Annotated in this window: 19 protein-coding genes; 9 read left to right on the top strand and 10 right to left on the bottom strand. The window is 61.2% G+C overall.

Annotation, left to right across the window (positions count from 1 at the left end; genetic code table 11):
* The first annotated feature begins 183 nt into the window (after positions 1 to 183).
* From DOCECA_RS21535 to DOCECA_RS21525, 3 genes are read left to right on the top strand one after another with little or no spacing between them, the layout of a single operon-like run.
* On the top strand, positions 184 to 1,545 hold the full coding sequence (locus DOCECA_RS21535; RefSeq protein ID WP_445571055.1) for a cytochrome C: 1,362 nt from the start codon (positions 184 to 186) through the stop codon (positions 1,543 to 1,545).
* Complete coding sequence (locus tag DOCECA_RS21530) at positions 1,542 to 2,054, top strand: sorbitol dehydrogenase (protein WP_434649366.1); 513 nt, start codon at positions 1,542 to 1,544, stop codon at positions 2,052 to 2,054. Before DOCECA_RS21535 ends, DOCECA_RS21530 begins: the two co-directional genes overlap by 4 nt.
* Positions 2,051 to 4,243: a GMC oxidoreductase gene (locus DOCECA_RS21525; RefSeq protein WP_434561322.1), complete on the top strand. Its 2,193-nt coding sequence runs from the start codon at positions 2,051 to 2,053 to the stop codon at positions 4,241 to 4,243. Before DOCECA_RS21530 ends, DOCECA_RS21525 begins: the two co-directional genes overlap by 4 nt.
* Before the next feature lie 59 nt (positions 4,244 to 4,302).
* Here DOCECA_RS21525 and DOCECA_RS21520 read toward each other — a convergent pair whose 3' ends face one another.
* Positions 4,303 to 4,827 (bottom strand): Mpo1 family 2-hydroxy fatty acid dioxygenase, encoded by a 525-nt coding sequence (locus DOCECA_RS21520; protein ID WP_445571054.1) that lies wholly within the window; start codon positions 4,825 to 4,827, stop codon positions 4,303 to 4,305.
* An 87-nt stretch (positions 4,828 to 4,914) separates the two neighbouring features.
* Here DOCECA_RS21520 and DOCECA_RS21515 point away from each other — a divergent pair, with 87 nt between their 5' ends.
* Complete coding sequence (locus DOCECA_RS21515) at positions 4,915 to 5,601, top strand: Crp/Fnr family transcriptional regulator (RefSeq protein ID WP_445571053.1); 687 nt, start codon at positions 4,915 to 4,917, stop codon at positions 5,599 to 5,601.
* Positions 5,602 to 5,666: 65 nt separating this feature from the next.
* Here the strand turns inward: DOCECA_RS21515 and DOCECA_RS21510 are convergent, their stop codons facing one another.
* Entirely contained in the window at positions 5,667 to 6,671 is a 1,005-nt protein-coding gene (locus DOCECA_RS21510; RefSeq protein WP_434608453.1) for an AraC family transcriptional regulator, read from the bottom strand.
* Positions 6,672 to 6,771: 100 nt separating this feature from the next.
* Here DOCECA_RS21510 and DOCECA_RS21505 point away from each other — a divergent pair, with 100 nt between their 5' ends.
* The gene (locus DOCECA_RS21505) at positions 6,772 to 7,845 is read left to right on the top strand and encodes a fatty acid desaturase (RefSeq protein WP_445571052.1); all 1,074 of its coding nucleotides are present in this window, start codon (positions 6,772 to 6,774) and stop codon (positions 7,843 to 7,845) included.
* A gap of 93 nt (positions 7,846 to 7,938) precedes the next feature.
* Here DOCECA_RS21505 and DOCECA_RS21500 read toward each other — a convergent pair whose 3' ends face one another.
* The 3 genes from DOCECA_RS21500 to DOCECA_RS21490 form a co-directional block, all read right to left on the bottom strand.
* The gene (locus tag DOCECA_RS21500) at positions 7,939 to 10,443 is read right to left on the bottom strand and encodes a TonB-dependent siderophore receptor (protein ID WP_445571051.1); all 2,505 of its coding nucleotides are present in this window, start codon (positions 10,441 to 10,443) and stop codon (positions 7,939 to 7,941) included.
* A gap of 86 nt (positions 10,444 to 10,529) precedes the next feature.
* Positions 10,530 to 11,528 carry a FecR domain-containing protein gene (locus DOCECA_RS21495; protein ID WP_445571050.1) on the bottom strand — a complete coding sequence of 333 codons (999 nt, stop codon included), beginning with the start codon at positions 11,526 to 11,528 and terminating at the stop codon, positions 10,530 to 10,532.
* Positions 11,518 to 12,018, bottom strand: a complete 501-nt coding sequence (locus DOCECA_RS21490; protein ID WP_420767769.1) for a sigma-70 family RNA polymerase sigma factor — start codon at positions 12,016 to 12,018, stop codon at positions 11,518 to 11,520. The genes DOCECA_RS21495 and DOCECA_RS21490 overlap by 11 nt, the downstream gene beginning before the upstream one ends.
* Positions 12,019 to 12,283: 265 nt before the next feature.
* On the opposite strand from DOCECA_RS21490, the gene DOCECA_RS21485 reads away from it, so the two are divergent.
* Positions 12,284 to 14,164, top strand: a complete 1,881-nt coding sequence (locus tag DOCECA_RS21485) for a methyl-accepting chemotaxis protein (RefSeq protein WP_445571049.1) — start codon at positions 12,284 to 12,286, stop codon at positions 14,162 to 14,164.
* A gap of 196 nt (positions 14,165 to 14,360) precedes the next feature.
* Here the strand turns inward: DOCECA_RS21485 and DOCECA_RS21480 are convergent, their stop codons facing one another.
* The 5 genes from DOCECA_RS21480 to DOCECA_RS21460 all read right to left on the bottom strand — a co-directional run bounded on the left by DOCECA_RS21480 (position 14,361) and on the right by DOCECA_RS21460 (position 21,377).
* Positions 14,361 to 14,825 (bottom strand): SRPBCC family protein, encoded by a 465-nt coding sequence (locus DOCECA_RS21480; RefSeq protein ID WP_434608445.1) that lies wholly within the window; start codon positions 14,823 to 14,825, stop codon positions 14,361 to 14,363.
* Between the two features lie 31 nt (positions 14,826 to 14,856).
* On the bottom strand, positions 14,857 to 18,282 hold the full coding sequence (locus tag DOCECA_RS21475; protein ID WP_445571048.1) for an amino acid adenylation domain-containing protein: 3,426 nt from the start codon (positions 18,280 to 18,282) through the stop codon (positions 14,857 to 14,859).
* A 10-nt stretch (positions 18,283 to 18,292) separates the two neighbouring features.
* Positions 18,293 to 19,225, bottom strand: coding sequence for a diiron oxygenase (locus tag DOCECA_RS21470; protein ID WP_434608441.1), 933 nt, complete (start codon positions 19,223 to 19,225; stop codon positions 18,293 to 18,295).
* On the bottom strand, positions 19,222 to 19,998 hold the full coding sequence (locus tag DOCECA_RS21465; protein ID WP_420767774.1) for a DUF3050 domain-containing protein: 777 nt from the start codon (positions 19,996 to 19,998) through the stop codon (positions 19,222 to 19,224). Before DOCECA_RS21465 ends, DOCECA_RS21470 begins: the two co-directional genes overlap by 4 nt.
* Positions 19,999 to 20,696: 698 nt before the next feature.
* Entirely contained in the window at positions 20,697 to 21,377 is a 681-nt protein-coding gene (locus DOCECA_RS21460) for a GntR family transcriptional regulator (protein WP_434561302.1), read from the bottom strand.
* Between the two features lie 271 nt (positions 21,378 to 21,648).
* Between DOCECA_RS21460 and lapG the strand changes: the two genes are divergently transcribed.
* The 3 genes from lapG (at position 21,649) to DOCECA_RS21445 (ending at position 24,790) form a co-directional block, all read left to right on the top strand.
* Positions 21,649 to 22,269, top strand: coding sequence for a cysteine protease LapG (gene lapG, locus DOCECA_RS21455; RefSeq protein ID WP_420767780.1), 621 nt, complete (start codon positions 21,649 to 21,651; stop codon positions 22,267 to 22,269).
* Between the two features lie 14 nt (positions 22,270 to 22,283).
* Positions 22,284 to 24,230, top strand: a complete 1,947-nt coding sequence (gene lapD, locus DOCECA_RS21450) for a cyclic di-GMP receptor LapD (protein WP_445571047.1) — start codon at positions 22,284 to 22,286, stop codon at positions 24,228 to 24,230.
* Positions 24,231 to 24,448: 218 nt separating this feature from the next.
* The gene (locus DOCECA_RS21445) at positions 24,449 to 24,790 is read left to right on the top strand and encodes a hypothetical protein (protein WP_445572193.1); all 342 of its coding nucleotides are present in this window, start codon (positions 24,449 to 24,451) and stop codon (positions 24,788 to 24,790) included.
* The last annotated feature ends 54 nt before the right edge of the window (positions 24,791 to 24,844 follow it).

The raw sequence follows: 24,844 nt of genomic DNA, 5'->3' as shown, positions 1-24,844 counted from the left end.
GTACCCGCCTACGCCCCGATCCGAATCTGAATAACCCCGCTAGGCCTTGCTTCGATTGGTTCTACTTTTAACCTTCCCCTGACCCAAACCCTACCTAGACTCTGACATGCCAGGAGGCAAGTGAGAGTCCATGACGGACCGGTGTTGTTGTCTCCTGGCGCCCTGATGCCAAGGAGAAAAAGCATGAGAATGGAAGTCAGTCGGCACGGCCCTTTCGGTTGTGCCTTGTTAAGCGTTCTGTTGAGTCCTTCTGCCAGCGCCGCCCCCACGTTGTCTCCCCAGATACCTTTCGATGTCACGGTGACCGAACCGGTTTCACTCTCCAGCCTGCAAGCCAATTTCGATGATTTGTCATGGCAGACCTTCATCGCTCTGAATTGGCCGGCCCTGGACAATGGCAACCCCAATACCGGCGTCACCATCGGAAAACAAGACGGGGCAACGGTTTGGGAAAGTTGGAAAGAGAGCTACCAGATTTTTCGTGCGAAAGGGCAGGCACCACTGCCTTGGAATGCGCCGGCGACCCTGCCTGAAGCGTGTAAGTCACTCAAGTCCGGCCGCCTGTTACAACAAATGGGCAAGGTGCCCGACGTGCTGGATGAATTTATCCAGCCCTTCGAGAGCGGTCCGCTGGTGGATCAGAACGGCGTGTATACGCGCAATGAAATCGTGGTCAACCAATCGATGTTCGACGGGATCGTAAACAACGGCCTGTACAGCATCGAAGGCCAGCAGCAGTTCTTCGCCGCGAACCCGAACAACACCGTGGCATTCAGCTGTGGTTCTACCAAGAGCCAGGAGGTCGGCGCGGTGATGGTGAAGGCGTCGTGGAAAGTGCTCGGTCCCAGCGACAAACGACAGGATTTCCATACGGTCGATGCCCTGGTCTACACGCCGGGCAATAGCGACCCGGGTAAAGGGCCGATCGTGGAGGAATCGTGCGTGTCCGAGCCGGTCGGGTTGGTGGGGTTGCACATGGTCCACAAAACCGCCAATGCGGCCCAATGGGTCTGGTCGACTTTCGAGCACGTAAAAAACGTTCCTGAAAAAACCACGCCCGTCGGACAGCGCACGGGCCCTTATCTGTTCTATAACGCCGATAGCCAGAGCGCCATCAATCAGCCTCCGCCACGGCCGTGGAACCCGGCGGTCAAGGCGACGCCTTCGCAAATCGTGCGGGAAGTGCCACTGACCGAGGCGACCAAGACGCTCAACGCCTCCTATCAATCGCTGTTGCGTACGGCCAATCCACAAAGTGTCTGGGCGAACTATCAGCTGATCAGCACCCAGTGGCCTTCAGACCCGCCGAAGGATTGCCAGGTATCGGCCGCCAACCCGCTGGGTAGCCCAGCGCCGTCGTTCCTGGCCAACGCCACGCTGGAAACCTATATCCAGGGCACCGTTCCCCAGGCGTCCTCCAGCTGCATGGCGTGTCACGGCAATGCGGCGACCCATGTCACCGAATCGCCGCGCACCAGTTTTGCGGACTTCACCTATTTGCTCGAACGCGCACAGTCCACCAGTGCCCAAGGAGCCAAGCAATGAGTACCAATCTGGACAATTTCGTAGGCCTGTCGTCGGCCCTGATCGGCATTTCGGCCGATCGTCTGGCGCCGCAGATCGACCCGGTCGGTCTGCCGCCGATCTTTCTCGATTACGTGACTGCGCGCATTTCTTCTGACGTGCTCAACGCGTTGCTGACTCAGTACGCCACCCTGGCGGCCGACCATGTACCGCCCGACCAGATTGCCGAGCAAATACTGAAATTCAATATGCAGCCGACGATACCTGACACCGTGCTGGCTGCGCGTTCGATCATGAAACTCTGGTTGCTAGGTGTCTGGTACCAGCCTTTCGATACCTCGGATTTCAGGAAAGGCAGCTCGGAGGTGGTGTCCGACCAAGCCTACATCTACAGCTGGGCCTGGAAAATCGCCCAGGCTCATCCGATGGGCTACAGCGAATCGTTCTTCGGTTATTGGAACGGCACGCCGCCCAGTCTCAAGGATTTGACGGGAGTATCCGCCAACGGACAGCAAGGAGCGTCGTCATGAGTACCGAACAAGCAGAAGTGGTGATCGTTGGCGCCGGATTGGCCGGTAGCATCATTGCCTATCAATTGGGTATGGCGGGGGTGGAGGTGCTGGTGCTGGAGTCGGGGCCGGAAATTCCGGCCAACCGTTCGCAGTATCTGGAGCGCTTCTACACCTCGACGTTGAAAACCCCCGAGTCGCCCTATCCGCCGGTGACCAGCCTGGACCCGGCACGTGATCCTGCCACCCAGAATGCGCCGCGGGCCACTATCGCCGACCTGATCCTGGGTTGGAACCAGCCGAAGGTCAGCTATCTGGTGCAAAAGGGGCCACTGCCATTTACCAGCACCTATGAACGAGTAGGCGGCGGCACGACCTGGCATTGGGTCGGCACTTGCCTGCGCATGGTGCCGAACGATTTTCGCTTGAAATCCCTGTATCGCGTTGGTGTGGACTGGCCTATTGGCTATAACGATTTGCAAAGCGCCTACTGTCGGGCGGAGGCTGAGATTGGCGTGTCGGCCGACGTTGCCGACCAAGCCTACCTGGGCATGACCTTTCCCGAAGGCTATGCGTTCCCGATGCACAGTATTCCGTTGTCACTCGTCGATGGCAGCTTTGTCACCGCCGTCACGGGGCAGACGTTCGATAATTTGCCGCTGGTGGTCAGCCCGACGCCGGCCGGGCGCAACTCCCAACCTTATGCCGGTCGCCGGGTTTGCGCCGGCAATACCAATTGCACGCCGATCTGCCCGATCCAGGCCAAGTACGACGCCACTGTGACCATGAACAAGGCCCTGGCCACCGGCAAGGTTCGCGTGCTTTATCGAACCGTGGCCAGCAAAGTAACCGTTGGCCCCGACAGCAACATCAACGGTATCGAGTTCAAGCAATATCAACTGGGCGACGGCCCCGTCGTAGGAACCGGCGTGGCGCTCGGACAGCGCTATGTGATTGCCGCCCATGCAATCGAAACACCGAAACTGCTACTCAACTCCGCATCGACTGCTTGGCCCGCCGGCGTGGCCAACAGCAGCGGTCAGGTGGGCCGCAGCCTGGCTGACCACCCCATTTATCTGGCCTGGGGGCTCATGCCCGAGGGCAAGGCGATCTTTCCTTATCGGGGACCGTTGTCGACGGCAGGCATCGAAAGCCTGCGCGACGGCGCCTTTCGCAGCGACCGCGCGGCCTGGCGTATCGAGATCGGCAACGAGGGCTGGAACTGGCCGGCCGGTGATCCCTACACCACCGTGGCCGACTTTATCGATGGGGTGAACAATGGCGGCGCCAACCCGGGTAATACGTTGGTGTCCGGAACGGCGCTGGTGAAGAAGCTCAACGACGTTTTTACCCGCCAGTTCCGGATCGGTTTCCTGGTTGAACAGGTTGAGGATCATCCCGATCAGGCTGACAGCTACATCGTGCCTTCGGCCGAATACAAGGATCGGCTCGGCATTCCACGGCCGGAAATCCATTACGACCTGTCGGAATACACCAAGAAAGGTTTCCAACAGGCGAAGGTGCTCGCCAGCCATATCATCAAGGACTTGCTTGGGGCGCAGGAGTTGACGCAACCCATTGGACCTGGACTCTTCGATTATGAGGGGGTGCGCTACAGTTTCCAGGGTGCCGGTCACCTGATGGGGACCTACCGCATGGGCGACGACAAGACCAAATCGGTAGTGGATAAACACCAGCGCAGTTGGGACCACAAGAACCTGTTCCTGGTGGGCGATGGCGTCTTCCCAAGTACCGGTACCTCGAACCCGAGTCTGACAATCGCCGCGCTGTCGTTCCAGGCCGGGGATACGTTGGCCAATGACCTGCGGGCGGTGACGATGCAGGTTCAATCCAACAAGGCCTGGCAGGGCACCGGTGTGCAGCTCAACGCCCAGGTTCCGCGTGTGGTTCGCTATGTCAGCGGCCAGTGGTGCGCCAGCAAAGAGGGTGGGATGGTGGATGGAAACGGTGGCTCGCGGCACATCACCTATTCCAGCTATACGTTGCCCGGCGCGGCTGAAGGTGCGTTGATCGGCCGGGTGGGCGACGGCGGGACGCCGTTTCTGATTGGTGATCGGGCGCAGCTACCCGTGAATCAACAGGGGGAGCTGCAACTGTGCATCAACGATGACTTGACGAGACAGCATGGCGCCGGCCTGACCGACAATGTTGGCGCGCTGACGATTCGGGTCGAGTTCGGTTCGCTGTAACTTGAGCGGTGAAACCTAGCTACTGTGGGAGCGAGCTCGCTCCCACAGTGACGGGTATTTCACACCGTCGAACGTTGGTTGCGCAGGGCCACCGGACCTGCGCGCTCCTCAATGGCCTGCTTCAGATCGTTTCTGAGTCCCAGCAAAAAACCCGCCTCGACCACCACAAACAACGGCCCGACGATCAACCCGGTCAGGTCATCGACGAACGCCGGTTTGCGCCCTTCGTAGTAATGACCGACGAACTGAATCACCCAGCCCACCACGAACATGCCCAGGCCGCTGCCTAGCCACACCGTTGTGCTTTGCGCGGCGAGTACCTGGCCCAGCCAGACTGCAAGACCCAGCAGCACCGTCATCAACACACCCAGGCGCAACTCCAGGCGCAGATAGAACCAGGCACTCGCCATCGCCACCAGCAGCGCCGGGGAAACCAGGACCGCGCCAACCGGCCATCCGGGCCGGGACAACAGCACCGCGACGGCGATGAAGATCAGCGGAATCCCGATGAAATGACTGACGATGTTACGCGGGTCGCGGTGGTAGGCCGCGTATTGACTGAGGTGATCGACGAGGCTTTTCATTGTTGTTCCTCCTGAGGTGATGCCTGCATGATGAACAGGTTTCACCAGGCGCTCTGTCAGCTAGCCGACACTTGTCCCGGAGTTTGCATGAATACCCATCCCTGGCACTCGCATTTGATGGTCGGTCACTGGTACAGCCATCTGCCTGCTGAGTTACAGCATAGCCTGCTGGACATGTCGCGAGTGCGTCGCCTGCCGCCCGGCCAGCGGCTGTTCCAGCGCGGCGATGCACCGTGCGGCCTGTACGCGGTGCTCGAAGGCGCGGTGCGTATCGGCGCGGTCAGCGAGCAGGGCAAGGAAGCGCTGCTGAGCGTGGTGGAGGCGCCGCATTGGTTCGGTGAAATCTGCCTGTTCGATGGACAACCGCGGACCCATGATGCGGTGGGCGTCGGCCAATGTACATTGCTGCATCTGCCACAGGCTGCGCTGTTGGCTTTTCTTGAAACACAACCCGTTTATTGGCGTCATCTTGCCTTGTTGATGAGCCACAAACTGCGCCTGACCTTCATCAACCTTGAACACCTGAGCCTGATGCCCGCCCCGGCCCGCGTGGCCCACCGCTTGCTGATGATCGCCGAAGGCTACGGCGAAATCGAACCGGCGCGCCGGGTCTTGCCACTGCCCCAGGAGCAACTGGCGATGATGCTTTCCCTGTCGCGCCAGACCACCAACCAGATCCTCAAGGATTTGCAGGGGCAGGGCATTGTTCACCTCAGTTATGGTGAGATCGAAATCCTCGACATCGAACGGTTGCGAGCCCTGACCACAATCTGAAACCGACCTGGACCCTGTGGGAGCGAGCTTGCTCGCGATAGGGCTCGCCCCGGCGCTGAAAATGTTCAGCGCAACCCATCCCGAAACTGGCCCGGCGTCATGCCTGTCCAGCGCTTGAACGCGCGGCTGAAGCTGCTGGTGTCGGCGAAACCCAGCAGATAGCTGACCTCGCTCAGCGAGCACTGCGGATCGCGCAGATGCAGCAGCGCCAGATTCTCCCGGCATTCATTGAGCAGCGCATCGAAGCGGCAGCCTTCGTCGGCCAGGTGTCGCTGCAGGCTGCGCAGGCTCAGATGCATGGTTTGGGCGATGCGTTCGGCGCTGGGTTCGCCTTCGGGCAACTGGGCTTCGATGGCGGCGCGGACCTTGCGTTCCCAAGTCAGCGGCTGAAGCTGGGCGAGGGTGCGCTTGAGCACGGTTTCGTTGTGTTCGGCCAGCTCCGGGTTCGCGTCGTCCAGGTGGCTGTCGAAATCCAGGAGGTTGAATTCCAGGCAATCCTGGCCGGCGTCGAAATGCACCGGTGCGCGAAAAACCTTGTGCCATGGGCTCGGGTCCAGCGGTTCCGGGCGGCGCAGGTAGACGGCCAGCGGTGCGTAGTCGCGACCCAGCCGGTTGCGGCAGGTGCGCACGTAGATCGCGGCAAACGCGTCGATGGCCTCGAAGGCGGGAGCGGGGCGTCCCGCCGGTACATCGAGGCTGAAGCGATAACGGTCATCGCCGCGGCTCAGCTGCAAGGTCAGCGCATCGCTGACCACCGGGTGATACCGCACGATCCGCTCGAACACTTCACGCAAGCTGCCGCTGGCTACCAGGGCGTAGCCCAGTGCATGGAACGTGGTGGGGCTGACGAAGCGCGACACCCGCAAGCCGATCGCCGGATCGCCGCTGGCCTGCACCGCCAGCGTCCACAGGCGCGTGGTGGCCGAGAGCGGGTAGCGGGCGTTCGGGTCGTCCATCAACACGGGGTCCAGGCCCGCCTTCACGCACAGGGCTTGGCTGTCCAGGCCCAGTGCATCGAGCTGTTTGCGCAGGGCGCGGGTCCAGCTGGCGAGGGAAGTGGGTTCGGTCATGACAATTGGCGCTTGCGGTCAACAGGTTGGCGTTTACGGCTACCACCCGATGGGACAACGCCCGGCAGGATGAGCACATCGTTAACAGAGGATGTAAGCCATGCACGGCACTTGCGCAAGCCCCGAGCGATTGAATGCACGACAGCGAGCCGCCCACATTCGCCAGGTTGTCCTGGGCCGAGGTGAGGAATTGCGTCGGCGCTACCCGATCCTGCAGCACCAGGACGCGCTGGGCGCAGGCATCCTGGCGTTCGCCCTGGCCGGGATGATCGGCTCGGCGCTGCTCTACATCAACGGTCACCTGGCCGGTTGGGCCTGCCTGCTGCTCAACGCGTTTTTCGCCTCGCTGACCCACGAGTTGGAACATGACCTGATCCACAGCATGTACTTCCGCAAGCAACGCGTTCCCCATAACGTGATGATGGGTCTGGTGTGGCTGGCGCGGCCCAGCACCATCAACCCATGGATCCGCCGTCATCTGCACCTCAACCACCACAAAGTATCCGGCAGCGAAGCGGACCTGGAAGAGCGGGCGATTACCAACGGTGAGCCGTGGGGATTGGCGCGTTTGCTGATGGTGGGTGACAACGTGATGTCGGCGTTAATCCGCCTCCTGCGAGCCAAGACCTGGGCGCACAAGCGCAGCATCCTCAAGCGTACGCTGAAGGTGTACTTCCCACTGGCACTGCTGCATTGGGGCGCCTGGTACGTGTTCCTTGGTTTTCATGGGGCCAACGCTGTGGCCGGACTACTGGGCGCTTCCATCGACTGGTCGGCCAATACCCTGGCGACGATGCACATCATCGACATCGCCGCCGTGGTGATCATCGGCCCGAATGTGCTGCGCACCTTTTGCCTGCACTTCATCAGTTCGAACATGCATTACTACGGCGACATCGAGCCGGGCAATGTCATCCAGCAGACCCAAGTGTTGAACCCCTGGTGGCTGTGGCCGTTGCAGGCGTTCTGCTTCAACTTCGGCAGCAGCCATGGCATTCATCATTTCGTGGTGAAGGAGCCGTTCTACATCCGGCAGATGACGGTGCCGGTGGCTCATGAAGTGATGCGGGAGATGGGCGTGCGGTTCAACGATTTCGGCACGTTCGGGCGGGCGAATCGGTTTGCGGGTGAGGAAGGCGTTGTGAGGGAAGAGGCGAAGGCCGTTCAGGCCTAAGAGCAAAGAGATAACTGTTGTGGCGAGGGGATTTATCCCCTCGCCACAGGGGCATCTTTCAGGCCAGACAAATGCGTCTGGCCGGGAGGATGGTCAGAACTGATAACTCACAGTAGCCGCCACGTTGCGCTCTTCGCCCATGTAGCAGAAGTTCAGGCTGGCGCACGAGGCGACGTAGGTTTCGTTGGTCAGGTTGTTCGCGTTCAGGCGCACGTCCACGCCCTTCAAGCCGACCTTGCCCAGGTCGTACCCCACCGACGCATCGAACAACGTGTAGGACGGCACCTTCATGGTGTTCTCCGCATCGACCCAACTGTAGCCGACATAACGCACGCCGCCGCCCAGTCGCAAGCCATCGAGCGTGCCGCTGTCGAACTTGTAGTCCGCCCACACCGAGGCCATGTGGCGCGGGGCCTGGGTCGGTGAGTTGCCTTTGTTTTCGATGATGTTGGTCGGGGTGCTCAGAGTGCTGACCATCGACTTCGAATATTCGATGTCGGTGAAGGTGTAGCTGCCCAGCACTTTGAACTGCTCGGTCAACTGTACGTGCGCTTCCAGTTCCAGCCCTTGGGAACGAACGGCGCCGACGGCGCGATAGAAATTTTCCTGGGGCAGCTTGGTCGCGAGGTTTTCCTGATCGATGCGGAACAGCGAGGCGGTGTACAGATCATCGGTGCCTGGCGGTTGGTACTTCAAGCCCAGTTCCCACTGCTTGCCGTCGGTGGGCGCCAGTGGATTGCCAGCGCTGTCGGCGTAGGAGTTGGGGTTGAACGACTCCGAGTAGCTGATGTACGGGGCCAGGCCGTTGTCGAACAGGTACAGCGCTCCGACGCGGCCGGTGAGCTTGGTGCGCTTGTCATTGATCTCGGTGCCTTCAGGGCGACCAGCTTCGGCGATGCGGTTTTCATCCGAAGTTTCGACCCAGTCCTGGCGCAGGCCCAGGGAGAAGCGCCACTTGTCCATTTCGATCAGGTCTTGCAGATAGACACCGGTTTGCTCCAGGCGTCGCACGTAGCTGGTCGCGCTGACGTTGGTGATCGCCGAGTTTCCGTAGACCGGGTCGAAGGCGTTGATCGGGGCGAGGCTGCCGCTGGTCCAGTCGACCACGGTCTTGCGCCGCTGGTAGTCCGCGCCCATCAGCACGGTGTGCTTGGTCGCGCCGGTGAAAAATTCGGCCTGCAGCATGTTGTCGACGATGAACGAATGCAGCTTTTCATCGGCGCCGGTGTAGTAACGGTTCAACTCGTTGCTGGTGGGGCTGGTCCAGCCGAAGGCATAGACCTGATTGTTGGTGACGTCGGAGTCCAGGTAGCGGAAGTTTTGCCGGGCGGTGAAGACATCGTTGAAACGGTGTTCGAATTGATAACCGAACGACTGCTGATCACGTTCGTAAACGTCGACGCCGGGCTCGCCTTCGAAGAAATTTTCCGAGATCCGCCGACCGTTGCGCGGGTGCAGTGCGCCGTCGGCCGGTACGCCGCCATGGTAGCCGCCGTCGGGTTCGTGCTGCAGGTAGGCTTGCAGGGTCAGCGAGGTGTCCTCGGTGAAGTCGATGCTGACGGTGGGCGCCAGGGTGAAGCGCTTTTCTTTGTTGTGATCGAACTGGGTATCGGAGGTGTCCGCCAGGCCGATCAGGCGATAGGCGATGCGTTTTTCATCGTCCACCGGCCCGCTGAAGTCGAAACCCACGCCTCGCTGGCCCTGGGTGCCGACAGTGGCCTGGACCTGATGGTAGGCCTCATAAAGCGGCTTTTTGCTGGTAAGCGCCACCAGGCCGCCCGGAGAACTGCGGCCATACAGCACCGACGACGGGCCCTTGAGGATGTCGACGCGCTCGAGAAAGTACGGGTCGACCTGCATGGAACTGTAGGTGCCGCTGTCGCCCATGGACTTGAGGCCGTCGAGGTAGATGTTATCCACCGAGCCGTCGTTGAAGCCGCGCATGGCCACGTAATCGTAGCGATGGGTCGCACCGTAGGGGTTGGTCAGCACGCCGGGGGTGTAGCGCATCGCCTGGGATACGGTCTGCGCGCCCTGGTCGTCCATTTGCTCGCGCGTCACCACCGATACGCTTTGTGAAGTCTCTCGCAGGGCGGTACTGGTCTTGGTCGCGACTTGGCTGTGGGTGGCGTTGTAGCCCGCCATGCTGCCCAAGGCGTTACCCAGGGCGAAGCCCTTGACATCAGTGGTCGGCAGCGCCAGTACACTGTCCCCGGCCTGGGCCTGCAATACGTAGCCGCTGCCTTCCTGGCCGACCGCAATCAGCCCCGAACCGCTGAGCAACTGGTCCAAGGCCTGGTCCGCCGAGTAGTCACCTTTGAGCCCTGGCGACTGGCGGCCAGCGGTTTGCTCGGGGGTGCTCGCCAGGGTAATCCCGGCCTGGCGCGCGAACTGATTCAGCACCTCGTTCAACGGGCCTGCCGCGATGTTGTAGCTCTGACGGCTGGCCGTGACGCCGTCCTGCGCGGCGACAGCGAGCATCGGCACGGCGCTGACGCCCAGCGCGGTGCTCAGCAGTGCGGCGTGGACGGCTTGGCGCAAAGGGCTGGTTTGCGAGGAACAGCCGAAGGAGGTCTTGAGGGTTACGCGCTCAGTCATTTTGGGTTTCCGTTGGAGTCGCTGAAGGCAGATAAGCGTTGCTTACTGTCCTAGCCGGACGCCCTCGCAAAACCCGCCAAAAAAAATCAGGCCGCACGTTCCACCGTGACCCACCAGCGGGTTCGATAATGCAGCTGCACGGGCAGCGTGCGGGGGAGCACGGCCAGCATTTTGTCGATGTCATCCAGGCGGAAGACTCCGGACAAGCGCAGGTCCGCGGCCGAGGCGGCGCATCTCAGACAGCCCCGGCGGTAGCGGCCGACCTCGTTGAGGAAGTCTTCCAGGCGCATGTTGCGCGTCACGATCAAGCCGTCCGCCCAGGCGCCGGCGTCCATGTCCAGGGGCGGCGCCAGGGTCGCTGTCGATGAACTGACGAGGTAGCTTTGCCCTGCCACCACGTGGATCGGCGCGCCCTCGCTGTTGCGATGTGAGCGAATGGCGACCTGGCCGCTGGTGACGCTCAGACGCGTGCAGCCGCTGTCCTGGCGCACGACGAAGCGCCCTTCCAGTCCTTCGAACAGACCCTCGCGGCTTTTCACCAGCAGCGGGCGTCCTGGGTCTCGGCCACAGGTGACCATGATTTCGCCGCGGGTCAACGTGATCAGACGCTGGCTGGCGGTGTAGTCGAGGTCGGCGGCGCTGCGGGTGTTGAGTTCAAGTCGTGTACCGTCCGGCAATTGGAAACCGCGTCGTTCGCCCGTGGCAGTGGCGAAGTCGGCACGCCACGGCTGCCAGCCTAGGTCCTTGCCCAGCCATGCGGCGGCGCCCACCACGGCGACGCCGGACAACAATTTCAGGGCCTGGCGTCGACCGAGGCGCTGGGCGCTGGCCTCCAGGGTGTCGAGGGCAATATGAGCACTGGGCACGGCGCGCAGGTTGGAGGTGAGTTCGCTGTGCAGCGATTGCACCCGTTGCCAAGCCAATTCGTGATCGTGATGGGCGATGCGCCAGGCGTCGCACTGTTGGCGAAGGATCGGATTGGCGGCATGGTTGCGCAGGCGCAGCAGCCAATGGATCGCTTGCTTGACCACCAGTTGCGAAGGACCTCGACCGCGCGATGGCGGGTCGATCGGCTCAATCTTCATAGCGCAGCACGTAGCAGTGATACAGCGCATCGGCGACGTACCGCTCCACCGACCGAAGCGAGATGCCCATTTGCTCGGCGATCTGCTTGTGGGTCATGCCGTCACACTGTGCAAGCAGGAACGCCCTGCGTACTTTCGGCTTGAGGCCGTCGAGCATGCGGGAAATGCCCTCCAGCAGTTCGAGGATCAGGGCTTGGGCTTCGGCACTTGGGATCTGGGCCTGCGGCAGATGCGCGATGGTTTCGAGGTAGGCGCGTTCGATTTCTTCCCGGCGCCAGTGATCGATCACCAAGCCCTGCGCGATGGTGCGCAGGAAGGCGCGCGGTGCCGTGAGTTCCAGGCGTTCGGTGCGTTGCAGCAGGCGCACGAAGGTGTCCTGGGCCAGGTCAGCCGCATCGGCGGCGTTGCCCAGTCGGTGGCGCAGCCATGTATGAAGCCAGCCGTGATGGCTGCAATAAAGCGCCTGTACTGCTAACTGGGGGGAGGACATGAGCGCAATAGCCTGATATCACAAATGATAATAGGTCGCATTGTCATAAGCGTTCATCAAATTTGCAACCACCGTTCGACGCAGGCTGTGTGATGTTGGCAATCATCTCGTCGGACAATTGAACAAGGGCCTAATCTTTTCCACGGGTTGGCCGACAGAAGGGTATGCGTGCACCAAAATGGAGCGGATCCAATCTCCAGCTCTTGCGGCTACATGGAACTGCCAATCGGAATGCACCCCCATCCCCTGTATAAGAAGTCCCTCCATGAATCTTAAGTTCAGCCACAAAATCCTCTTGGCCGCCTCTGGTGTGGTGGTGTTGGCTTTTGCCCTGTTCACGCTCTACAACGATTACCTGCAACGCAATACCATCGGTCGCAGCCTGGAATCCTCCATCGAGCAATCCGGTGACCTGACGGCCAGCAGCATCCAGAACTGGATGAGCGGGCGGGTGCTGGTGTTGGAAAACCTGGCTCAGAACATCGCACACCAAGGGGCGAGCGCCGATTTGCCTGGGCTCGTGGACCAGCCGGCGTTGACCTCGAACTTCCAGTTCACCTACGTGGGCCAGAACACCGGCGTGTTCACTCAACGACCTGACGCGAAGATGCCCGACGGCTACGACCCGCGTCAGCGCCCTTGGTACAAACAGGCCGTGGCCGCCGATAAAACCATGCTGACCCCACCCTACGCGGCGGCAGTGGGCGGCCTGGTGGTGACCATTGCCCTGCCGGTCAAGCACAACGGTGAATTGTTGGGCGTGGTGGGCGGTGACCTGAGCCTGGAAACCCTCGTGAAAATCATCAACTCCGTGGACTTTGGCGGGATCGGTCATGCGTTTTTGGTCAGCGGCGACGGCCAGGTCATCGTCAGCCCGGACAAAGACCAGGTAATGAAAAACCTCAAGGACATCTACCCCGGCACCCCTGTGCGCATCGGCAAGGGCATCCAGGAAGTCGAGCTGAACGGGGAGGACCGCATCCTTTCGTTCACCCCGGTGGCAGGTTTGCCGGGCGCCGAGTGGTACATCGGCCTGTCGATCGACAAGGCCAAGGCCTACGCACCGCTGAGCCATTTCCGTACGTCTGCGTTGATTGCGATGTTCATTGCAGTGGCTGCGATTGCGTTGCTGCTGAGTCTGCTGATCCAGGTGTTGATGCGCCCGCTCACCACCATGGGCCGCGCCATGCAGGACATCGCCCAGGGTGAAGGCGACCTGACCCGGCGCCTCGTGGTGCAGGGCAAGGACGAATTCGCGGTATTGGGAGGGTCGTTCAACCAGTTCGTGGAACGTATCCACGCGTCGATCGCCGAAGTGTCTTCCGCCACGCGTCAGGTGCATGACCTGTCGCAACGGGTGATGACATCTTCCAACGCCTCCCTGGTTGGATCGGATGAGCAGAGCGCGCGCACCAATAGCGTGGCCGCCGCGATCAATCAGTTGGGCGCCGCGACCCAGGAAATCGCCCGTAACGCCGCCGATGCCTCGCAACACGCCAGTGGCGCCAGCGAGCAAGCGGACGATGGTCGTCAGGTGGTGGAAAAAACCATCCAGGCGATGACCGAGCTGTCACAGAAAATCAGCCTGTCGTGCACCCAGATCGAAACCCTGAACGCCAGCACCGATAACATCGGGCACATCCTGGACGTGATCAAGGGCATCTCCCAGCAAACCAACTTGCTGGCCTTGAACGCCGCCATCGAAGCGGCCCGTGCCGGGGAGGCCGGACGTGGTTTTGCGGTAGTGGCCGATGAAGTGCGCAACCTGGCGCACCGCACCCAGGAGTCGGCTGAAGAGATTCACAAGATGATCACCTCGCTGCAAGTCGGCTCCCGTGAAGCGGTGACCACGATGAACGCGAGCCAGGCTTCCAGCGAGGAGAGCGTGGAAGTGGCGAACCAGGCCGGCTTGCGCTTGGTCAGCGTGACCCAGCGCATCGGCGAAATCGACGGCATGAACCAATCCGTGGCCGCCGCGACCGAGCAACAGACAGCCGTGGTGGAGACCCTCAACATGGACGTCACGCACATCAATACGTTGAACCAGCAAAGCGTCGCCAACCTCAACGAAACCCTGAAGGATTGCGATGCCTTGTCGCAGCAGGCCAATCGATTGAAGCAACTGGTGGACAGCTTCAAGATCTGACGGACCCGATCCCCCGTGGCGAGGGAGCTTGCTCCCGCTGGCCTGCGCAGCAGGCCCCTGCAAGCCTGCAGGCGGACCGTGTTGGCTGGCTTTACGCCTGCTGCGCAGCCGAGCGGGAGCAAGCTCCCTCGCCACGGGTGTGGGTTGTCTGGGCTGATGCCATCGCGAGCAGGCTCGCTCCCACAGGGTTTTTTGGTCAGGCGAACATCTTCACCACATTTCCCATCGCCTCATCGGCGAACCCTTGCAGAAAATCCCTGAACCCTTCCCGTGTGTGCACCTCGGTGTGGTCGGCGATGATGGTCCAGGTGGCGCGGCAGCGGCTGTCTCCCAGGGGCTCGACGCGCATCGCCGCCCAGAGGTTGTCGATGCCGAGGGTGTTGTAGATCAGCGTCCAGGTCATGTGCATGGCCTGGTCATCGCGGCTGTTGAGCTGCTCCACCACCAGGTTTTGTCCGTCGCGGAAGAATTTCTTGCGCAGCGAACGCACGCCGTCGCCAGTCATTTCGATGTATTCAAGGGCTGGAATAAAGCGGTTGAACCCGCCGAAGTCGCCCACCACTTCCCAGACGCGCGCGGCGTCGGCAGGCACTTGCACCGAGGTTTCGACATGGCAGGCTTGAGGGTTCTTGATCAGGGTGTCGGGTTGAAAAGCACTCATGGTCTTGCTCCTTGCGTGGGGTTGGGTTGCTTCAGATGAAATCGATGGCCTTGAGGTAATCAGCACCGCGGCGCAGCAGGGCCGGGGACTTTTCCGGGTAACGGGTGCCCATCTGCCTCACGCCGGACCGGGCGTTGTCATGGCGGATCAGGGAGATATCGCCGATGTCTTCTTCGAAGCCGTTGAGGTAGAAACCCAGTACGCCGAACAGCGCGTTGTCGGTATCGACCCGCGCCAGCTGCTGTTGCCAGTCCGCGACACTGACCAGCGCGAATTCCCGGCCACTGTCGCGGAACGACGCCACATAGGCGTCCCAGCTCAAGGGTTCGGGGTTGTGCAGGTTGAACACGGCCTGGTTGGGTTGGTAACGGCTGGCGTGGAAGGCGATGAAACGGGCCAGGAAGTCCACCGGCATCAGGTCGAAATTGAGCGACAGATCCGGCACCTGGCCGAGCTGGATCGATCCCTTGAGCATCAGCATCAAGCGGTTCTTGTGGGGCTGGCAGACCCCGGTCTGGCTGTTGAAGCTGATGTTGCCGGGACGGAACAGATTGACCCGGACGCCAAGGTCCCGGGCCCGTTGCAGAATCCGCTCGCCGACCCATTTGGACAGGTTGTAGCCATTCTTGATGTAGATCGGCGGTGTCCTTGCTGCTGGCTGCTCCAGCACCTGCCCATTAGCGTCCAGGGTGCTGGAGGCCGACAGCGTCGAGACGAAGTTGAAGATTTTCTTGCTGCGCCCTTCGCACAGCCGCAGGCATTCGAAGATGGGCTCGACGTTGTCCCGCGCCAGGGACTCGTAGTCGAGCACATGATTGACATGGGCGGCGTTGTGCACCAACGCGCCGAACGTGCTGTCGATCCGCTGGTAGGTGTCGTCCGGCAAGCCCAGTTGTGGCTGGGTGATGTCGGCGGCGTAGACGCTGACACGGCTCAGGTCCAGATGCTCCAGGCGATTTTTCCGCAGGGCCTGGGCGAACCGCTGGGCCGCGCTTTGCCCGCCGGATTCACGCACCAGGCACGCCACTTCCGTGGCCCCCCACGCCAGCAACGCTTCGACGATATGCACGCCGAGAAAACTGTTGGCGCCGGTCACGACCACTTTATGCACATCACCGCTCTGGCTGATGGGCAGTGGAGCGAGGTTGAGTTCGGCTTCGGCGTCGATGAAAGCCTGGGGGCTCAGCGAGGATGCATCGCTCTGGTCGGGGGCATCGAGCAACTTCGCCAAGGTGATCAGCGTCGGTGCTTCGATGAAGCGGTTGATCGACAGGCTGCGACCGAACGTCTGCCTGAGACTCAACAGCAGCTGCGAAAGCAGGATCGAATGCCCGCCAAGGTTGAAAAAACTCTCGTCGGTGGCGATGTCCTCGGCTGGCAACTGCAGCAGCTCGGCCCATAGCTGTCGGAGCTGGGTTTGCAATGCATTTTGTGGCTGGCGCCCTTGAGCTCCTGCCTGGACCGATCCCGCCGACGCCAGCAATGCCCGGCGATCGACCTTGCCGTTGCTGGTGTAAGGCAGGCTGGGCAGCTCTACATAGGCCGCCGGGTGCATGTAGCTCGGCAGCGAATCCTGCACATGCTGGCGCAAGGCGTTGAGGGCCGCGCCGGGTCGATCATCCACGGGGTTCGCCAGGAACGCCAGGATCCGCCGTCGCTCGTCGACCCCCACCGCCACCTGGCGAAACACTTGGCTGTCGCGCAGGCAATGCTCGATCTCCTCGGGCTCGACCCGAAAGCCGCGGATCTTGACCTGGTTGTCGCGGCGGCCGCACAGCTCGATCCCGTCGTCGGTCCACTGGCCGATATCCCCCGTGCGATAGACCCGCAGCGCTTGCTCGTTGGGCAGCGTCAGGTCGAGATAACGGCTGCTGGTCAGCACTGGATCGTTCAGGTACCCCAGGCCGACTCCAGGCCCTGCGATGTACAGCTCGCCGGGTGTGCCCTGGGGCACCGGTTGCAAATGTTCGTCGAGGATGAGCACGCGGGCGTTGCCGATGGGTATACCGAGGTTGCGGTTGTTATCGCCCACGGCGAATTGCCGCGTGGTGGCCAATACCGTGGTTTCCGTCGGGCCGTAGATATTGTGAAACCGGCACTGCGGTGCCAGTCGCTCGATCACGTACGGCTCGCAGACGTCCCCGCCAGTGATCAGGTGCGCCAGCCCCAATGACGCCTCCAGCGGCATGACGCTCAACAGCGCGGGCGGCAGGAAGGCATGGCTGACGCGCTGTTCACGCATCAACGACTCCAGTCGCTGCGGGTCGCGGCGCTGATCCTCGCTGGGCACCACCAGCAGTCCGCCTTGGATGAAGGTCGGCAAGATGTCCAGCAACGATGCGTCGAAGTTGATGGTGGAAAACTGCAACGCTCGGTTGTCGCGCCGCAGCTCGACATGATCTGCGTACCAGGCGCAAAAATGGCTGAGGTTACGGTGGCTGAGCAGGACCCCCTTGGGCTGGCCGGTGGTGCCGGAGGTGTAGATCGCCACGGCTGGTTCGTCGGCATCCACCACGCGGCGAATCGTCGAGGCCGGGAAGCCAGGCTTGGACGAAGACAGCCGATGGACATTCAGCATCGGCGTCGGGCTATCGCCCAGGTCGCTGTCGCCATCGTGCAATAAGAGATCGGCCTTGGCGTTGTCGAGGATGAATCGCCGGCGTTGCGCCGGGTGTTGCGGGTCCAGCGGCAGGTACACCGCCCCGCACCCCAGCACCGCAAGGATTGCCGCGTACAGCTGCGCGGATTTGGGCAGGCACACGGCAATCACCCGTGGATGATCGGTTGCTCTTCCCAGGCTTGCCGTTATGGCCCCCTGCAACCGCAACACCCAATTGCGCAAGGTCCTGTAGTCGATGAGCTGACCCTCGACCCACAGGGCAGGCTGCGATGCGTCGTCGAGCATGCGCTGCTCGATGCTGTGCATGACAGGCATTTTTGCAGCCGCCAGCAGCCAAGGTACGGCGGGCCGGTTAAGGCAGTGTTTGAAGGCCAGCGGCTCCAACGCATCGAGCCCATGCTCGGGTTGGTCGATGGGCTCGTGCGGGGCCGTCGGCCATTGATCGAAACCGTGCTCATCGCGTGACAGATGACTGACCAGCCGTGCGCCGTGCTCGACGATTGCGGTTATTGCCTGCTGGCGCAGCGACTGGCCGTTGCCGTCGCTCGGCGTGGTGATCACTTCGTGGACCAGCAGTCGCTGCGCTGCGTCACGGAAAAACACCACCGGCCGCGGCAATGCCTGGCCGGGCGCTTCCTGGAATGCCACGCGCAGCCGGAGCTGAACACCAGCCTCGATGGCCCCTGGCGCCGTACCATCGTCGATCAACAGGTCGATCGCGCGGTCGCCGTCCGGTGATTGTGGACCCACGACGGCATGGCCGTGTCGTTCAAGTTCCCGGGCCAGTTCGGCCAGGGCCTGGCTGTGGCCAGACATTGCGATTTCGAGGCGTCTCATCGGAAGGTCCTCATGGGGTCAGGTAGTCGGCCAGGGCATCGCGCACGCAGGCTGACGCCAGCATCGAGCTGCCGCGGAAGAACCGCGTGATGTTGCCCACCAACGGGTGAAAACGGTTGATGGGATAAGCCAGCGCCCGGGCGTCTTCGCGCAGCGACTGGCGTGCCGATTCGTCGATCGGCAAGTGGTTGATCAGCTCGAAATCGAACGCCTGCTGCAGGTCGCTCGCCAGGTAATCGGCAATGAAACCGGGCATCAGCCGCGCAATCATCTCGCGGTCCTCTTCGGGCGCGGCGCGCCAGTAAATCTGTACCAGCCGCGTCCAGAAACCGGAGTGGCGTCCCTCATCCTGCAGGTGATCGGCCATGAGCCCCTTGATCGAGGCCTTGACCGAGTCGTCCCGGGCAAAGGCTGCCACTTCGTTGGTCACGGTGTTTTCGGCGATGGCGATGCAGACCAACTCCACGGCGCTGAGCAGATGCTCCGGTGTTCGCGCCAGCGTGGCCGGAATGGCACGGCTGAGCTCGATCTGCTGGGGCAACGGGATCGGTGCGATGCCGGTCATGTCGATGGTTTGCTGCATGAAGTCCATCGCCACCAGCGCGTGGTAGTCCTCGTCCACCACCACGGTCATCGCGTCATAGCGACAGGCGAACGGAAACTCGATGCCAAAGCGGTTCTTGGCGATGCGCCGGGCGGTGTGATCCACCAGCTCGGTCTCGAAAATCACCACGTCGTTGATGAACTTGTAGAGACTCTGCACCAGGACAAAATCACGCAATTGCGGGCAATGGGTCAGGAAGGTCTGGCTGTGCACCATGGGTTGGCGGCTCATGGGAAAGATCAGCTTGTCGTCATCCTCGACCCGGCGCCGTGGCCGGGTACGGATCGTCGCGCGGCTTTCCCAGGCGTCGGCGAATGATTGGTATTGGATGGCGTTCATGGCGTCACCTGCGCAACCGGCTGGGTCATGCTCAGGCGCAGGCCATCCCACAAGGCTGCGCGGCTGTGGACGGCAGCGAGGGCGGCGGCGAGGACCTCGCGCTCGCGCTGCGGGTCGCCATCGATCAGCCGCGCCAGCAATTTTTCCGCCGCCGGGCCGTGGTCTTCGGAGTCCACCTCGATATGGCGTTGCAGGTAATAACGAAACGTCGGTGCCTGATCCAGGCCAATACCCCAGGCGTCCAGCATCCGCTGGAACATCTGCGGAATGACGCTTTCGCGACCATGCACGAACGCGGCGGCCACGCTGTGGGCCGGGGCGTGCAGGGCGGTGTGCAGGGTCTGGCGCACGAAGCGCGCGGCGGCCGGTTCTACCTCGACGCTGTCCAGCGCGGTTTCGGGGCTGACGCCTTCTTGCTGCAGGGCGATGAATTGTTCAATCGCCTGGGTGTCCGCGCCTACCTCGCGCATGGCGTCCAGATACAGTTCGAAATGGCTGCAATAACCGGCACCGGGACGGTCGTCGGATTCTTCTCCCAGGACGATTTCGTTGATCAGACGCGCGGCATGGGGGTCGGCGGGTGGCAGCCACGGCAGTTGGATGCAGGTCAGTTCCCTTTGCAGCCGCTTGGTCAGGGACATGAAGTCCCACACGGCGAAAACGTGGCTTTCCATAAAACGGCGCAACAGGTCGATTGATGTTATTTCGGAAAAAACCGGGTGTTCACCAAGTTCGTGTTTTTTCAGAGATAGTTGTTCTTTGGTTGGCTGCATTGGAACGTCCTCATCAATATTGTTTGTCCGGAAAGTTGCTCGCCTGTTTTTGTCGGGGCGAGCGAGTGCGCGAACCGGAATCCATGTTCACTTGGAATTTTTAACTGATACCTGCTTGTGGCTGTGTGGCTTGCTACAGGCGCATCCCATGGTGCCTGTGGGCGTCGAAAGCAACTCGACGAGTAAAAAATTAGTACAAGTTTCAAACGCTTCGCAAGTTATTTTTTTAATATTTAAAGTGGCGTTTTTATTGGGCGCGAAGAGGGTGGTTAAAACTTTGTTTATAAGTTTTATTGGCGCGAAGTTGCTCCTTCCGATTTATAGCGATCAGAATCGAATGGTTCGAGTGAATGCCTCACTCGGAGCACTTCAGGGACAAAGGAAAGTAAGAAGTTGATGTTTTATGGGCGGGAACCCGGTCGGACCTCCAGGTCATCCCCGCCAGTTGGGCGGCGCTCCTTGCGTGATGGCTTCGATTCGCCTGGCTATTGCCGGACGCTGACTTCTTCAGGTCTGTTTTCGAACCGATAAACGCAAGAGTGAGCCCAAATCGACGGCAGTTCCATTGAACTGATGCAGCGACGCATCGCGGCCACGGTCAAGCCGCGCCCTGCTGGCAATCTCGGGTGTAGGAAGGATGTGTAAGAAAGTGCTACGCCGGCCAGGTGGCCGGCGCTGGGGATGGGGCTGCGGTCCGGCTATTGCTTCAGGTACAGGCGCATGGTGGCCGAGGCTTTCTCGAGGTGCTCTTCAAGCAGATGAACCGCTTGGTCGATGTCTTTGGCTACCGCCGCGGCGAGTATCGCGCGATGGTCACACTGGGTGAGCTCACCCAAACCCATGGTCGAAAGGTGAAAGCGCAGGAAACGTTCTTCTTCATTGAGCTCATGTTCGATCAGGTCCAACAGCTTGGCGTTGGGCGCCTTATGGTAAAGCGACATGTGGAATAGACGGTTGAGCTTGGCGATCTGCGCATAATCAACTTGGCCTTCCAATTGCTCGATGTATTCGGCGGCCATGGCCAGGTCATTGTCGTCTAGCAGGGGAATGGACAAGCGCAGGGCGAAGGCTTCGAGGACCGACCGCAAGGCGTAGGTTTCGACTGCATTGCTGGTAATCAGCGGGGCTACCACCGCGCCCTTGTGCTGGACCACGTTGAGCAATGACTGCGCTTCGAGCTGGCGCAACGCTTCGCGTACCGGCATGCGGCTGACACCGAACAGGTCTGCCAATTCCTGCTGGCGCAACGCTGTGCCGCTTGGCAGTCGCCCGTCGAGAATGGCTTCGCGCAAAGCGCTTTCAATGATTGCGCGGGCCTGGGCAGCGGGGATGGGCCCGTTGACCTGAATAGTGCTGAGTGGTTTGGGCTTCTGTGTCACGACAACACCTGACTGTAGTCACAATGATTGGATCCAAGGCAACATTAGTTACAGAATGCCAAGCCGTCAAAATCTCGCGGCCTCGGTTCCTGAACTAAAGTTTAGACTGCTTGCGGTGATTGCAACCTGCCATTGTTTTTTGCCGGTCCAGGCTGCACCATCCAACGAATTTTTCCAACGGCCCTTTTCGGACGCATTTCCCTTGGCTGCACCTTCCCCGGTCCTCAGGTCCTTGCGCTGGCTGTGTTCGGCATTTTTGCTGGCAGGCCTGATGCTGGGCGGCCTGCGAGCCGACTGGGACTTTGCGCAGATAAGCCGGCGGGCGCAAGCGTTATATGGACCGCTGGGCGACGGGCAGCAGCGGATCGACGCGTGGCAGCAGTTGCTGGCAACCCAGAAGCAGATTCCTGAGCTTGCACAGCTCAAGGTGGTGAACCTGTTCTTCAACAAACAGGTGCGCTACGTGGAAGACCTCGATTTGTGGCGTGAGACCGATTATTGGGAAACCCCGATCCAGGCCCTGTGGAAGGGCGCGGGCGATTGCGAGGACTACGCCATCGCCAAGTATTTCAGCCTGCGCCATCTAGGGGTTTCCAGTGACAAGCTGCGCATCACCTACGTCAAGGCGTTGCGGCAGAACCGCGCGCACATGGTGCTGACGTATTACGCCACCCCCGATGCCATGCCACTGGTACTCGATAGCCTGATCGACGGCATCCAGCCGGCCAGCCAGCGAACCGACTTGCTGCCGGTCTACTCTTTCAATGCCGAAGGGCTGTGGCTGTCAGGCAAGGGCAACAAGAAAGTGGGCGACACCAAGCGCCTGTCCCGGTGGCAGGATGTGTTGAAGAAAATGCAGGCCGAAGGTTTCCCGGTCGAGACGACTAACTAGGAGCACGCGCTCAGATGTCTTTGTTCAAACAGCTGTTGATCGCTATCTGTCTGTTCCTGGTGGTTGCCTTCAGCGGCAGCTTCATGGTCAGCCTGGAGAGTTCGCGGACCCAGTACGTCAATCAGCTGCGTTCCCATGCCCAGGACGCGGCCACGGCGCTGGCGCTGTCGTTGACGCCGAACATCGACGACCCGGCGATGGTCGAGCTGATGGTCAGTTCGATCTTCGACAGCGGCTACTACGCCAGCATCCGCGTGGTCGACGTGACAAACGACAAGACCCTGGCCGAGCGCACCGGCACCCCGGATGCCGGCAATGTACCGCAGTGGTTTATCAAGCTCATTGGCCTTGAGCCGGCCGGCGGCGATGCGATTGTCAGCCGCGGTTGGGAACAGGCGGCGCGGGTCGAAGTGGTCAGCCACCCGATGTTCGCCCTCGCCAAGCTGTGGCAGAGCGCGCTGGGCAGTCTGGGCTGGTTGTTGCTGTGCGGCGCCGTGAGCGCGGTGCTGGGAGCCTTGCTGCTGCGTCGCCAGCTCAAGCCGCTGGACTACATGGTTCACCAGTCCCACGCCATCGCCCGACGTGAGTTTTTGAGCCTGCCGGAGCTGCCGCGCACACCTGAATTGCGGCGTGTGGTCCAGGCGATGAACCAGATGGTCGAGAAGCTTAAGGCGCTGTTCCAGGAACAGGCCGAGCGCAGTGAAAAACTGCGGGTGGAGTCCTATCAGGACAACCTCACGGGGCTGGCCAATCGACGGTATTTCGAGATGCAGTTGCATGCGCGGGTGAGCAACCCGGAACAGGCCAGTTCCGGTTATCTGCTGTTGTTGCGGGTCAAGGACCTCGCCGGTCTGAACCAGCGGCTGGGCGGGCAGCGCACCGATCAGTTGCTCAAAGCCGTGGGCGAGCAGTTGTCGCGTGAGTGCGCTCGCTACCCGGAAACCCATAATCTGGTGACGCGGATACGCGGTGGGGAGTTCGCGGTGCTGGCACCCGGGCTGGTGCGCGAGGAGGCGCTGCAGCTGGCGCAGAATCTGGAAGGCGCGTTGGCGAGTTTGCACGCCACCGGCGCGACCGATGTGGCATCGGTGGCGTCCATCGGGCTCGCTCCGTTCGTTCATGGCGACTCGCCGCAGGCAGTGCTCCAGCTTGGCGACCAGGCACTGGCCCAGGCCGAAAGCCAGGGCGAACCCGGCTGGGCCTGCCTGGAGCATAGCGCGTCCGCCAGCGTGGGCGATGATCACCACGCCTGGCACCAACTGCTCGACCAGGCCCTGGGCAATCAACGCTTCGAACTGTACTTCCAGCCGGTGGTGGCTGCTCAGGACACCCAGGTCGTGCTGCACTACAAAGTGCTGTCGCGGCTGCTTGACGACCAAGGCCAGACCATCCCCGCCGGGCGCTTCCTGCCTTGGCTGGAGCGCTTCGGCTGGACCGCGCGCCTGGACCGCTTGATGCTCGAACAGGTGCTCAAGCAGATGGCCGGGCACGAACAATCCCTGGCGCTCAACCTGTCCTCCGCGACCCTGGCCGATCCTCAGGCGTTGAACAAGGTCTTTGAAATCCTGCGGGCTCACTCCAACCTTGGGCCGCGCCTGACCTTGGAGATTGGTGAAGAGCAACTGCCCGAGCAAGCGGTGTTGGAGCAGTTGACCCGGCAGTTGCGCGAGCTTGGCTTTTCCTTGAGCCTGCAGCGCTTTGGTGGGCGGTTCAGCATGATTGGCAACCTGTCGCGGCTGGGGTTGGCCTATCTGAAGATTGACGGTAGCTACATTCGTGCGATCGACCAGGAAGGTGACAAGCGTTTGTTCATCGAGGCCATCCAGCGTGCTGCTCACAGTATCGACCTGCCGTTGATTGCTGAGCGGGTGGAGACGGAAGGGGAGTTGGCGGTGATTCGTGAGATGGGGTTGTTTGGGGTTCAGGGGCAGTTGGTGGGTGAGCCTAAGCGTTGGGGGTGAGGATTGCTTGGTGAGGCGGGATATGCCCTTGTGAATGCGTACATATCCATTTCTTCGGTAACGGCTACTTAGGGTTCCGCCCTTACGGCGGCTTACTTTTTTTCAGACGCCAAAAAAAGTAAGCAAAAAAGGCTTGGCCCCACCACTCGGTGCCTCGCCTAGGCTCGGCATGCCCTCACTCCGGCATTGCTCCGTGGGCCCGCCGCGAAGGGCCATCCATGGCCCAACGCGGCTATCCCGGCATCCATGCCGGGATACCCACTACGCAATGCCTGCGTTCGGCCATCGTGGTTAACGGGGCCTGGCAGATCAAAAGCAAAAGCAAAAGCAAAGCAAAGCAAAGCAAAGCAAAGCAAAGCGAAAGCGAGGCGGCGGTATGGCCGACCTGGGTCTCCTGGTCGTACTCCAATTGTGGGAGCGAGCCTGCTCGCGAAGGCGGAGGGTCAGTTTCCGCTGATGTTGAATGTGCTGGCGTCATCGCGAGCAAGCTCGCTCCCGCAGGTTTTTGGGTTGTGTGCAAGGTTGTGAACACCTGCAAACCCATGTGGGAACGAGCCTGATCGCGATAGCGGTGGTTCATCTAAATAAGTGCCGAGATGCTCCTGCTCCTGCTC

It is taken from the genome of Pseudomonas sp. E102, from assembly GCF_052660185.1.
The sequence above is the reverse complement of the archived record's forward strand: the minus strand, read 5'-3'. Positions and strand labels throughout refer to the sequence as shown.

Coding starts and splice junctions, on each gene's coding strand:
- DOCECA_RS21535 (WP_445571055.1), top strand. CDS start 184: ATGAGAATGGAAGTCAGTCGGCACGGCCCTTTCGGTTGTGCCTTGTTA.
- DOCECA_RS21530 (WP_434649366.1), top strand. CDS start 1,542: ATGAGTACCAATCTGGACAATTTCGTAGGCCTGTCGTCGGCCCTGATC.
- DOCECA_RS21525 (WP_434561322.1), top strand. CDS start 2,051: ATGAGTACCGAACAAGCAGAAGTGGTGATCGTTGGCGCCGGATTGGCC.
- DOCECA_RS21520 (WP_445571054.1), bottom strand. CDS start 4,827: ATGAAAAGCCTCGTCGATCACCTCAGTCAATACGCGGCCTACCACCGC.
- DOCECA_RS21515 (WP_445571053.1), top strand. CDS start 4,915: ATGAATACCCATCCCTGGCACTCGCATTTGATGGTCGGTCACTGGTAC.
- DOCECA_RS21510 (WP_434608453.1), bottom strand. CDS start 6,671: ATGACCGAACCCACTTCCCTCGCCAGCTGGACCCGCGCCCTGCGCAAA.
- DOCECA_RS21505 (WP_445571052.1), top strand. CDS start 6,772: ATGCACGGCACTTGCGCAAGCCCCGAGCGATTGAATGCACGACAGCGA.
- DOCECA_RS21500 (WP_445571051.1), bottom strand. CDS start 10,443: ATGACTGAGCGCGTAACCCTCAAGACCTCCTTCGGCTGTTCCTCGCAA.
- DOCECA_RS21495 (WP_445571050.1), bottom strand. CDS start 11,528: ATGAAGATTGAGCCGATCGACCCGCCATCGCGCGGTCGAGGTCCTTCG.
- DOCECA_RS21490 (WP_420767769.1), bottom strand. CDS start 12,018: ATGTCCTCCCCCCAGTTAGCAGTACAGGCGCTTTATTGCAGCCATCAC.
- DOCECA_RS21485 (WP_445571049.1), top strand. CDS start 12,284: ATGAATCTTAAGTTCAGCCACAAAATCCTCTTGGCCGCCTCTGGTGTG.
- DOCECA_RS21480 (WP_434608445.1), bottom strand. CDS start 14,825: ATGAGTGCTTTTCAACCCGACACCCTGATCAAGAACCCTCAAGCCTGC.
- DOCECA_RS21475 (WP_445571048.1), bottom strand. CDS start 18,282: ATGAGACGCCTCGAAATCGCAATGTCTGGCCACAGCCAGGCCCTGGCC.
- DOCECA_RS21470 (WP_434608441.1), bottom strand. CDS start 19,225: ATGAACGCCATCCAATACCAATCATTCGCCGACGCCTGGGAAAGCCGC.
- DOCECA_RS21465 (WP_420767774.1), bottom strand. CDS start 19,998: ATGCAGCCAACCAAAGAACAACTATCTCTGAAAAAACACGAACTTGGT.
- lapG (WP_420767780.1), top strand. CDS start 21,649: ATGCTGGGCGGCCTGCGAGCCGACTGGGACTTTGCGCAGATAAGCCGG.
- lapD (WP_445571047.1), top strand. CDS start 22,284: ATGTCTTTGTTCAAACAGCTGTTGATCGCTATCTGTCTGTTCCTGGTG.
- DOCECA_RS21445 (WP_445572193.1), top strand. CDS start 24,449: ATGGCCCAACGCGGCTATCCCGGCATCCATGCCGGGATACCCACTACG.